This is a genomic window from Nonomuraea sp. bgisy101 (assembly GCF_057708945.1).
In genome coordinates, this window is record NZ_JBYITD010000014.1 from 243,480 (window position 1) to 254,450 (window position 10,971).

Consider the following 10,971-nt stretch of genomic DNA (forward strand, 5'->3'; position numbering starts at 1 on the left):
GAAACCGGTCGCGTCGGAAATGTCCATTCTCACCCGACGTGTGCCTCCGACCGGGAATGATCAAGATCAAGCCGCGCGCCGCGTGAGCGGGCCGGCCGATCGACGATTGGAGCAACGTGCGAAGAAGATCTTCTCTGCTCGCCGCCGCCTTCGTGGTGATGGCGGCGCTGTTACCCGCTTCGACTGCCGGCGCGGACGCCGGGCCTGTCGCCGGAGACGGAGCCGCGGCGGAGGCCGGGAAGGGCGGCATCACCTGGGCGCCCTGCGAGGAGGAGCCCGCCGCCGAGTGCGGCAAGCTGGCCGTACCGATCGACTGGTCCGATCCGGACGGACCCACCATCGACCTCGCCATCGCCCGCCGTAAGGCCACCGATCCCGCGGCCCGCATCGGATCCCTGCTGGTCAACCCGGGCGGTCCGGGCGGGTCGGGCGTGGAGGCCGCCTATGGCGCCCCCGGGTTCTTCACCGAGGAGATCCAGCGGCGATTCGACATCGTCGGCTTCGATCCCCGGGGCGTGGCTCGCAGCCACCCGGTGGTCTGCTCGGCGTCCGTGTACAACCAGATGCCCTACCCCGTCATCGCGAGCCAGGCCGACTTCGACACCTGGAACGCCTACAGCAGGAAGCTGCGTCAGGACTGCCGGGCCCGCACCGGTCCCCTCTACGACCACGTCGACTCGATCAACGTCGCGCGCGACCTGGACGCCATCCGCGCCGCCCTCGGCGAGGAGAAGCTCACCTACTACGGGCTCTCGTACGGCACGCTGATCGGGCAGATGTACGCCGAGCTGTTCCCGCACCGGATCCGGGCCCTGGCCCTCGACAGCAACATGGACCACAGCCTCGGCGTCAAGGCGTTCCTCGACACCGAGAGCGCCGCCGCCGAGGACGGGTTCGACCAGTACGTCGCCTGGTGCGAGGCCGACACCAGTTGCGCCCTGCACGGGCGTGACATCCGCGCGCTCTGGGAGGGGCTGCTCGCGAAGGTACGGCGCGGCGAGCTGTACTACCCGGGCGTCAAGGACCGCCCGATGACCGAGCTGCAGCTCATCTACCAGGGCGTGCTGGGCAACCAGGGGCCCAACTGGCACCTGCTGACCGAGATGCTCATGGCCCTGGCCGGCGGGCCGCCGCCGTCGGACCTGCCTCCGCCGCCCGGCCGGGAGCCGGTACCGGGAGAGCTCGCGCAGCTGCCGACCGCGGTCCTCTGCCAGGACTACAACCTGCGGGTGCGCACCTACAGGGAGTACGCCGCGCTCATGCGCAGCTCCGCCCGCCTCGCCCCCGACATGCGCTACAACCCGATGCCGATCGAGGACGTGCCCATCTGCCTCAACCACCCCACCACCAACCCGCAGCACCCCCTGCGCTACCGGGGAAGCGCGCCGCTGCTGCTCGGGAACTCGACGCACGATCCCTCCACGCCGTACATCTGGGCCGCCAACGCGGCTCGCCAGCTCGGTCCCAAGGCGGTGCTGCTCACATACGAGGGCTGGGGGCACCGTATCTACGGCAAGGACGAGTGCAGCACGCGGCACTTCGACGAGTACCTGATCTCGCTGGTCGTGCCCGCTCCCGGCACCCGCTGCTCCGTCGCCCTGGCCGCGACCATGGCGAAGCGGCAGTCCCCGACGTGGCCGTCGAGCCGGCTCCACTGGGGTGGCCCGGTCGCGACCCTGTCCCGCCCCGAGCCGGGCCCGGCGTCCGCGGGTACGTCCAGGACGTCCCGCTGAGGCCAGACCGGCGCTGACGGGCGCCCCGGCCGTCGACCCCTCGGTAAGTGGCACTGGCCCCCAGAGCTCCTTACAGCTAAGGTTCGGATGTCAGGAGTGAAAATCGGCTGAGCACCTTACGGAGGAGTGCATGGTCGAGCAGGTCGACCGGGCGGGGTCCCCGCTGCGTCAACTACTCGCGCTCGCCGTTCCAGCGCTCGGCGTCCTGGCCGCCGAGCCGCTGTACCTGCTCGTCGACACGGCCGTGGTCGGCCACCTCGGCGCGGTGCCGCTCGCGGCCCTCTCGGTCGGCGCGATCGTGCTGGCGCAGATCGCCACCCAGATGACGTTCCTGTCCTTCGGCACCACCGCGCGCGCCGCCCGGCTGGACGGCGCGGGCCGCAGGGCCGATGCCGTGGCCGAGGGCGTGCAGGCCACCTGGCTCGGCGCGATCGTGGGGCTGGTGCTGCTCGTGGCCGGGCAGCTGCTCGCCGCGCCCGTCGCCGGCCTTCTCGCCGGTGACGACCAGGTCGCCGCCGCCGCGGAGGGCTGGCTGCGGATCGCGCTGCTCGGCGCCCCGATGATCCTGATCACCATGGCCGGCAACGGGTGGATGCGCGGTGTGCGGGACATGCGGCGCCCGCTGCGCTACGTGCTCGTCGGCAACGGGATCTCCGCGGTGCTGTGCCCGGTGCTGGTGCACGGGCTCGGCTGGGGCCTCAACGGCTCGGCGGTCGCGAACGTGGTCGCGCAGTCGATCTCCGCGAGCCTGTTCGTGCGGGCGCTGGTGGCCGAGGGCGTACCGCTCGCGCCGGTCCCTGCCGCGATGCGTGCCCAGCTCGGCCTCGCGCGCGACCTGGTGCTGCTCGGCCTGGCCTTCCAGGCGTGCTGGGTGTCCGCGACCGCGGTGGCCGCCCACACCTCCGCCGCGGTGGTCGGCGCGCACCAGGTGGTGTTCCAGCTGTGGATGTTCCTGGCCTTCGTGCTCGACGCGCTGGCCGTCGCCGCCCAGGCTCTGGTCGGGGCCGCGCTCGGCGCGCGCGACGGGGTGCAGGCGCGCCGGCTGGCCTGGCAGGTGACCGGCTGCGGGCTGGTCTTCGGGGGACTGCTCGGCGTGCTGTTCGCGGCGCTGGCCGGGATCCTGCCCCACGCCTTCACCACCGACGCGGCGGTGCTGGCCGAGATGCCCCACGCGTGGTGGTTCTTCGTCGCGCTGCAACCGATCGGCGGCGTGGTGTTCACGCTGGACGGCGTGCTGCTCGGCGCAGGGGACGCGGCCTACCTGCGCAGCGGGACGATGTGCGCGGCGGTGCTGGGGTTCCTGCCGGTGGTGTGGGCGTCGCTGAGCTTCCACTGGGGCCTGGTCGGGATCTGGTCCGGGTTGTCGGTCTTCCTGCTGGTCCGGATGATCACGGTGCTGGCCAGGCTGCGGTCCGGCCGCTGGGTGGTCCTCGGCGCCGTCCGCTGACCCCGACCGACAGCGCAGGGCTCGGGTTTCAAGGCGGGCGGGCCGTCTAACTCGTCCGGACCGGCTTCCAGCGGTAGGCGTCCGTCCAGAAGACGCATCTGAGCTTGCGACTGTGCGGAGCGTGGTTCATCGAGTAGCCGTAGGCCCCGCGCTGCTCCTTGGAGCAGGTGAGGTGCTCGCCGACGCAGTCCCAGTGGTTCTTGTGCTTGTAGTAGTAGCGATTCTTGGGCGGATGCTTCTCGTTGCAGTAAGGCCGCGCGGTGGAACTCGCGGAGGCGGCGGGGGGAAGCGTGGCCAGCAGCAGGGAAGCGGCGGCGACGGTCACTGCGAAGACGGTTCTCATGGTTCCTTGAACACAGGGACGAGGGAGAGAGCATGATCAGCTCGTCGCAGGATTCTAGGGTCGGAACGTTCCGATCCGGAAGCGTCGTGCCGACGGTCCGGTCCCCTCTCCGGGGCCGGACCGTTCGCGGTCAGTCGGCCGACTTCATCCAGCCGAACGTCCGCTCCACCGCCCGGTGCCAGTTGTCGTACTCCGTCGCGCGGCGTTCGGGCTCCATGCTGGGCAGCCACTGGGCGGCCCGGTACCAGTTCTGGCGCAGTCCCTCCAGGTCCGCCCAGTAGCCGACCGCCAGCCCTGCCGCGTACGCCGCTCCGAGCGAGACGGTCTCGGCCACCATGGGACGCACGACGGGCACGTCCAGGACGTCGGCGACGTACTGCATGAGGAGGTTGTCGGCGGTCATGCCGCCGTCGACCTTGAGCGTGCGCAGCGCGAGCCCGGAGTCGGCGTTCATGGCGTCGACGACCTCGCGCGTCTGCCACGCCGTGGCCTCCAGTACGGCCCTGGCGAGGTGGCCCTTGGTGATGTAGGAGGTCAGGCCGACGATGACGCCGCGCGCCTCGCTGCGCCAGTGCGGCGCGAACAGCCCGGCGAACGCGGGGACGATGTAGCACCCGCCGTTGTCGTCGACGCTCCGTGCGAGCGTCTCGATCTCGGGGGCGCTGTTGATCAGGCCGAGCCCGTCGCGGAACCACTGCACGAGGGCCCCGGTGATGGCGATCGGCCCTTCCAGCGCGTACACAGCGGGCTCGTCGCCCACCTGGTAGCCGACGGTGGTGAGCAGCCCGTGGCTGGAGCGGACGGGCTCGTGGCCGGTGTTGAGCAGCAGGAAGCTGCCGGTGCCGTAGGTGCACTTGGCGTCGCCGGGCGCGAAGCAGGTCTGCCCGAACAGCGCCGCCTGCTGGTCGCCGAGCGCGGCGCCGATGCGCACGCCGGGCAGCACGCGGCTGGCCAGGCCGTACGTCTCGGTCGAGGGTCTGATCTGCGGCAGCATCGCCCGCGGGACGCCGAAGAAGTCGAGCAGGTCGGGGTCCCAGGCCAGCGAGGCGAGGTCCATGAGCAGGGTACGGCTGGCGTTGGTGACGTCGGTGACGTGCAGGCCGCCCTCGGGGCCGCCGGTGAGGTTCCAGATGAGCCAGGTCTCCATCGTCCCGAACAGCACGTCGCCCCGCTCGGCGCGCTCGCGCAGCCCAGGGGTGCGGTCGAGCAGCCAGCGGATGCGGGGGGCGGAGAAGTAGGTGGCAAGCGGAAGGCCGCAGCGTTTCTGCACCATCGACGCGTCGGGCCGGGCGGCGAACTCGTCCACCAGGGCGTCGGTGCGGGTGTCCTGCCACACGATGGCCCGCCCGATCGGCTCGCCGGTGTGCCGGTCCCACAGGAGGGTGGTCTCGCGCTGGTTGGCGATGCCGATCGCCGCCACCTGGTCCAGGCCGATACCCGCCTGGGAGAGTGCTTCGGGCGCGATGCGCTCCAGGTTGCGCCAGATCTGGACGGCGTCGTGCTCGACCCAGCCAGGGCGAGGGAAGTACTGACGATGTTCACGCTGCGCCACCGACACCAGGCGTCCTCGTTGGTCGAAAACGATGCACCGCGTCGATGTCGTGCCCTGATCGATGGACAACACATAGCGCATGACCATGGCATCCTACCTCGGCATATTTGAATGATCTTGCTTACCAGCGGGATGCGCCGAGGTCCCTGGAGACCGCGCGCGCGGCGTCGCGCACGAACGTCACGAGGGAGGCGTTCGGCTGACCCTTGGTGTCGCAGACGCGTTCGACGGGCCCGGAGATCCCGATGGCGCCGACGACGAGCCCTCCGTGACCGCGGATGGGCGCGGCGATGCCGGCCTCTCCGATCGTCATCTCCTCGACCTCGACCGCCCAGCCCACCTCGCGGACCGCCGCGACGGTGCGGGCCAGCGCCTTGGGCAGGACGATCGTCCGCCGGGTGAACGCCTCCAGCGGCCCGTCGCCGAGGCCTCCTGCGGCGCTGACGTCGTAGGCCAGCAGGACCTTGCCGAGCGCCGTGCAATGCAGCGGCAGCAGCGCGCCGACGTCGAGCGTCTGGAGCGTGTCGTCGGGCCGGAAGACGTGGTGCACGATGAGGATCTGGCCGTCGAGGAGCGTGCCGATGCGGACGGCCTCCCCGCTCCTGGCGGCCAGCGCGTCGGCCCAGTTGATGGCGCGCGATCGCAGCTCGTTCACGTCGAGGTAGCTGGTGCCCAGGTGCAGCAGGGCCGCTCCGAGCTGGTACTTGCCCGACGCCTCGTCCTGCTCCACGAACCCGACCCCGTGCAGGGTGCGCAGCAGGCCGTGCGTGGTGCCCCTGGCCAGACCCAGCGCGGTGGCGATCTCGCCGACGCCGAGCCGGCCCGAACTGCGCGCGATGAGACGCAGGATGGCCGCCGCCCGCTCGATGGACTGAACTGGACCTGGCATGTGCTCAATCGTAATGCTGTCGGCATGCGTTCGACAATGTCGGCGCACACGAGGGGACAATCTTCGCATTCGCCTACAAAGCCGGACTTCCGTGGGCTGGCTCATAGTTCCCGGACTCTAACTCGGAGTGTCATCGCTGGCCAGTGTTCGACAATGTCGGCACCCTGCCGTTGACCCGTCCATTTCTCTCACCTAGCGTCCTCGGCAACCGTGAGGCCGGTCACACCACCTGGGAGAACGTCCTCATGGCGACGGTCTGCTTCCGGCCAGGGACGGACGGGAGCACGGCACTGAAGGAGAAAGACATGGCGGAACGACTCAAGGCCCACGGGCTGCTCGGCGAGCTGGCGGCCGAGTTCGCGGGCACCCTGATCCTGATCCTCTTCGGGGTGGGCGTGGTGGCCCAGGTCGCCGCCGCGGGCATTGGAGACCACGACAGCATCGCGTGGGCGTGGGGCCTGGGCGTCACGCTCGGCGTCTACGTCGCGGCCCGCGTCAGCGGCGCGCATCTCAACCCGGCCGTCACGGTCGCCCTGGCGGTCTTCAAGGGCTTCTCGTGGCGCAAGGTCCTGCCCTACTCGCTGGCGCAGACCGCGGGCGCCTTCGTGGCCGCCCTGATCGTCCGGTTCAACTACGCCGAGGTGCTGGCGAAGGTCGACCCCGGCTTCACCATCAAGACCCAGGGCGTCTTCTCGACGCTGCCCGGCAACGGGACGCTGCCCATCCACACCTGGGGCGCCTTCCGCGACCAGATCATCGGCACGGCCATCCTGCTGTTCCTCATCCTCGCCATCACCGACCTGCGCAACTCCTCACCCGCCGCGAACCTCGCGCCCTTCGTCGTCGGCCTGCTCGTCGTCGCGATCGGCATGGCCTGGGGAACGAACGCTGGCTACGCCATCAACCCCGCCCGCGACTTCGGCCCCCGCCTGGCCTCGTTCCTCACCGGCTACGAAACGGCCTTCCACGACCAGTACGGCGCGCTCTACTTCTGGGTGCCGATCGTGGCCCCCGTCATCGGCGGGCTGATCGGCGCCGGGCTCTACCAGGTCGTCGTGAGCCGCTTCCTGCCGCCGCTGGAGGAGCCCGAGCCCGTCCAGGCACCGGCGAAGGCCGCCGCCTACGAAGCCGTCTGAAAATTCCCCCCAACCCGCTCAAGGAGGCACGATCGTCATGGCCGACTTCGTCGGAGCCGTCGACCAGGGTACGACGAGCACCCGCTTCATGATCTTCGATCACGACGGGAACGAGATCGCCCGGCACCAGCTGGAGCACCAGCAGATCCTTCCGCAGGCCGGATGGGTCGAGCACAACCCGACCGAGATCTGGGAGCGCACCAGGGCGGTGATCGAGACCGCCATGAACAAGGCGAACCTCGTCGCCTCCGACCTGGCCGCGCTGGGCATCACCAACCAGCGCGAGACCACCGTGGTGTGGAACAGGGTCACGGGCCGGCCGTACTACAACGCCATCGTCTGGCAGGACACCAGGACCGACCGGATCGCGTCCGCACTGGACCAGGACGGCAGGGGCGACGTCATCCGCCGCAAGGCGGGCCTGCCCCCCGCGACCTACTTCTCCGGCGGCAAGATCCAGTGGATCCTCGAGAACGTCGACGGGGTGCGCGCGGCGGCCGAGGCCGGAGACGCCCTCTTCGGCAACACCGACACGTGGCTGCTGTGGCAGCTCACCGGCGGTCCCGACGGGGGAGTGCACGTCACGGACCCGACCAACGCCAGCCGCACCATGCTCATGGATCTCGAGACGCTGGACTGGGACGACGAGCTGCTGTCGTTCTTCGGCATCCCCCGCCGGATGCTGCCCGCGATCCGGCCCTCGTCCCACCCCGAGCTGTACGGCGTGACCAGGGCCGGCGGGCCGCTCGGCGGCGAGGTCCCGCTCTCCGGCGACCTGGGCGACCAGCAGGCGGCCACCGTCGGCCAGGTCTGCTTCTCGCCCGGCGAGGCCAAGAACACCTACGGCACCGGCAACTTCCTGCTGCTCAACACCGGCCACGAGCTGGTCAGGTCGAAGCACGGCCTGCTGACCACCGTCTGCTACCAGTTCGGGAACGAGAAGCCGGTGTACGCGCTGGAAGGCTCGATCGCCGTCACAGGCTCGGCGGTGCAGTGGCTGCGCGACCAGCTCGGCATCATCTCCGGCGCCGAGCAGAGCGAGGCCCTCGCGGCGCAGGTCGACGACAACGGCGGCGTGTACTTCGTGCCCGCCTTCTCCGGCCTGTTCGCCCCGTACTGGCGCTCCGACGCCCGCGGAGCCATCGTCGGCCTGTCCCGCTACAACAACAACGGCCACGTGGCCCGCGCCACCCTCGAGTCGATCTGCTACCAGAGCCGCGACGTCGTCGAGGCGATGCGGCAGGACTCCGGCGTCGCCCTCGACGTCCTGAGAGTGGACGGCGGCGTCACCGCCAACAGCCTGTGCATGCAGATGCAGGCCGACATCCTCGGCGTCCCGGTGTCCAAGCCGGTCGTGTCCGAGACGACCGCACTCGGCGCCGCGTACGCCGCGGGTCTGGCAGTCGGCTTCTGGCAGTCGACCGACGAGCTCAAGCGCAACTGGAACGAGGCGCGGCGCTGGTACCCCGAGTGGTCGGACGCGCAGCGATCCCGCGGCTACTCCAGCTGGAAGAAGGCCGTCTCCCGCACCCTCGACTGGGTCGAGCTGGACTGACTCGCGGATCCGCGGGGCCGCGGGCCCCGCGGATCCTCACCTCTGATCGACGCAAGGAGTTCTGCAATGACGTCTGTACCGCTTGGCCCGGCCCACCGCGCCACCACGCTGCGAAGAATGCGCGAGACCGAGTTCGACGTGCTGGTCATCGGCGGCGGGGTGGTCGGGGCCGGAGCGGCGCTCGACGCGGTCTCCCGCGGCCTCACGGTCGCGCTGGTGGAGGCCGACGACTGGGCGGCCGGCACCTCCAGCCGGTCGAGCAGGCTGGTCCACGGCGGCCTGCGATACCTCCAGCAGCTGGACTTCCGGCTGGTCAGGGAGGCGCTCAAGGAGCGCGGCCTGCTGCTGACCCGGCTCGCCCCCCACCTGGTGCGACCGGTGCCGTTCATGTTCCCGTTGCGGCACAGGGTCGCCGAGCGGCTGTACGTCGGCGCGGGTCTGGCCCTGTACGACGTCCTCGGTGGCGCCCGCACCATGCCCCGCCACCGCCACATGAGCCGGAGGAAGGCGCTCGCCGTCGCCCCGGCCCTGCGCCCGGAGTCCCTGGTCGGCGCCGTGCAGTACTTCGACGCGAAGGTGGACGACGCGCGCTTCGCCATGATGCTCGCGCGCACCGCCGCGCAGTACGGCGCGGCCGTCACGACCAGGGCGCGCGTCACCGACCTGCTCCGCGACGGCGCCCGCGTGACCGGGGCGCGCGTGCGCGACCTGGAGAGCGGCGACGAGATCCTCGTCCGTGCCCGCCAGGTGGTCAACGCGACCGGCGTCTGGACCGACGAGACGCGCCAGATGGCCGGCGCGGGCGACCGGCCCACCGTGCAGGCGTCCAAGGGCGTCCACATCCTCATCCGGCGCGAGCGCATCCGCCTCGACACCGGACTGATCATGCCCACCGAGAAGAGCGTGCTGTTCGTCATCCCCTGGGGACGCCACTGGATCATCGGCACCACCGACACCGCGTGGCGCCTGGACAAGGCGAACCCCGCCGCCAGCGGCGCCGACATCGACTACCTGCTCGACCAGGTCAACGCGGTACTGTCCACACCGCTGAGCCGCGACGACATCGAAGGCGTGTACGCGGGACTGCGCCCCCTGCCCGCCAAGGACGCCGCCAACACCGCCGCCCTGTCACGCGAGCACTCCGTCGCCCGCCCCGCGCCTGGACTGGTGACCGTCGCCGGCGGCAAGTACACCACGTACCGGGTCATGGCCAAGGACGCCATCGACATGGCGGTGCGGGAGCTCGACGGCGCCGTGCCGGCCTCCGTCACCGACCGGCTGCCGATCCTCGGCGCCGTGGGGTTCGAGACGATGTGGAACGGCCGGCGGCACCTGGCCCACCGCTACGGCGTCGGCCTGGCCGCGACCGAGCGGCTGCTGCGCAGGTACGGCTCGCTCACCGAGGAACTGCTCGAGATGGTCGCCGCCGACCCGGCGCTCGGCGAGCGCGTGCCGGGGACCAGGGACTGTCTCAAGGTCGAGGTGGTCTACGCCGTCTCGCACGAGGGCGCCAGGCACCTCGACGACGTCCTGGGCCGCCGTACCCGCATCGCGACCGAGGAGAAGGACAGGGGGCTGGCCGCCGCCCCCGAGGTGGCCGCGCTCATGGCGCCCCTGCTCGGCTGGGACGCCGAGGACGTGTGGCGCGAGACGGAGCACCACCGGCTCCACGTCGCGGCCCAGCACGCCGCCGAACGGCAGCTGGACGACCAGGCCGCCGACACCGCCAGGCTCGACGTCCCCGACCTTTCCGCGCTCTCCCCATGACGGTCGCGGCGGGCGCGTGGTGGCGAGGCGACTCCCGCCACCACGCGCCCGACGGCCGGGGACACGTTCCTCGGCACCTGCCCGGCGGCCGCGGTACCGACCTCGGCCCTGCTGAAGTCGCGGACGGCCCGGGACCGCTCACCGCGGCGTCCGCGAAGGAGATGAAGATGCTCACGCTCATCCTGCTGATCGACGCGGTCCTGGCCCTGGCCGGACTGCTGCTGACATGGCTGTTCACCCGGCCCCATGACCGCGCTGTGGCCGCCGTACCGCCGCGCCGCGCCATCCGGGTGGCCCGCCAGGATCGGAACAGGAGCCTGTTCGTGGCCCGGCCTCCCGCCCAATCCGTCGCCGTCGGCCTGGTCCTCGCCCGGCACCGCTCGGAACCGGGCCCCTTCGTGGTCGCGTGACGACCGGGCCCTCCTTCGGACGTCCCGGTCCACGGCCCCGGCGGCCCAGACCTACGCCCCGGAACCGGGCGCGAACCGGTGCCGCCGGAGGACGCTCCGAAGGCCCGGCGGACCGCAAGGGCGGCATCGCACGGTCGGT

9 protein-coding genes are annotated in these 10,971 nt (G+C 71.2%); 6 read left to right on the forward strand and 3 right to left on the reverse strand.

Annotation, left to right across the window (positions count from 1 at the left end):
• Positions 1 to 116: 116 nt before the first annotated feature.
• Positions 117 to 1,733: an alpha/beta fold hydrolase gene (locus AC3EO4_RS26835; protein ID WP_431898407.1), complete on the forward strand. Its 1,617-nt coding sequence runs from the start codon at positions 117 to 119 to the stop codon at positions 1,731 to 1,733.
• Between the two features lie 130 nt (positions 1,734 to 1,863).
• Positions 1,864 to 3,180 (forward strand): MATE family efflux transporter, encoded by a 1,317-nt coding sequence (locus tag AC3EO4_RS26840; RefSeq protein ID WP_431898408.1) that lies wholly within the window; start codon positions 1,864 to 1,866, stop codon positions 3,178 to 3,180.
• A 46-nt stretch (positions 3,181 to 3,226) separates the two neighbouring features.
• Here the strand turns inward: AC3EO4_RS26840 and AC3EO4_RS26845 are convergent, their stop codons facing one another.
• The 3 genes from AC3EO4_RS26845 to AC3EO4_RS26855 all read right to left on the reverse strand — a co-directional run bounded on the left by AC3EO4_RS26845 (position 3,227) and on the right by AC3EO4_RS26855 (position 5,964).
• Positions 3,227 to 3,523: a hypothetical protein gene (locus tag AC3EO4_RS26845; RefSeq protein ID WP_379580068.1), complete on the reverse strand. Its 297-nt coding sequence runs from the start codon at positions 3,521 to 3,523 to the stop codon at positions 3,227 to 3,229.
• 130 nt (positions 3,524 to 3,653) lie between these two features.
• Complete coding sequence (glpK, locus tag AC3EO4_RS26850; RefSeq protein ID WP_379580067.1) at positions 3,654 to 5,162, reverse strand: glycerol kinase GlpK; 1,509 nt, start codon at positions 5,160 to 5,162, stop codon at positions 3,654 to 3,656.
• Between the two features lie 34 nt (positions 5,163 to 5,196).
• Entirely contained in the window at positions 5,197 to 5,964 is a 768-nt protein-coding gene (locus tag AC3EO4_RS26855; RefSeq protein ID WP_379580066.1) for an IclR family transcriptional regulator, read from the reverse strand.
• Positions 5,965 to 6,269: 305 nt separating this feature from the next.
• Between AC3EO4_RS26855 and AC3EO4_RS26860 the strand changes: the two genes are divergently transcribed.
• The 4 genes from AC3EO4_RS26860 (at position 6,270) to AC3EO4_RS26875 (ending at position 10,832) form a co-directional block, all read left to right on the forward strand.
• The gene (locus tag AC3EO4_RS26860; protein ID WP_379580064.1) at positions 6,270 to 7,100 is read left to right on the forward strand and encodes an MIP/aquaporin family protein; all 831 of its coding nucleotides are present in this window, start codon (positions 6,270 to 6,272) and stop codon (positions 7,098 to 7,100) included.
• Positions 7,101 to 7,137: 37 nt separating this feature from the next.
• A complete protein-coding gene (gene glpK / locus AC3EO4_RS26865; protein ID WP_379580062.1) occupies positions 7,138 to 8,655 on the forward strand; it encodes a glycerol kinase GlpK in 1,518 nt (505 codons plus the stop codon).
• A 66-nt stretch (positions 8,656 to 8,721) separates the two neighbouring features.
• Positions 8,722 to 10,422, forward strand: a complete 1,701-nt coding sequence (locus AC3EO4_RS26870; RefSeq protein ID WP_431898409.1) for a glycerol-3-phosphate dehydrogenase/oxidase — start codon at positions 8,722 to 8,724, stop codon at positions 10,420 to 10,422.
• Positions 10,419 to 10,832, forward strand: a complete 414-nt coding sequence (locus AC3EO4_RS26875) for a hypothetical protein (RefSeq protein ID WP_431898410.1) — start codon at positions 10,419 to 10,421, stop codon at positions 10,830 to 10,832. The genes AC3EO4_RS26870 and AC3EO4_RS26875 overlap by 4 nt, the downstream gene beginning before the upstream one ends.
• Positions 10,833 to 10,971: the final 139 nt, after the last annotated feature.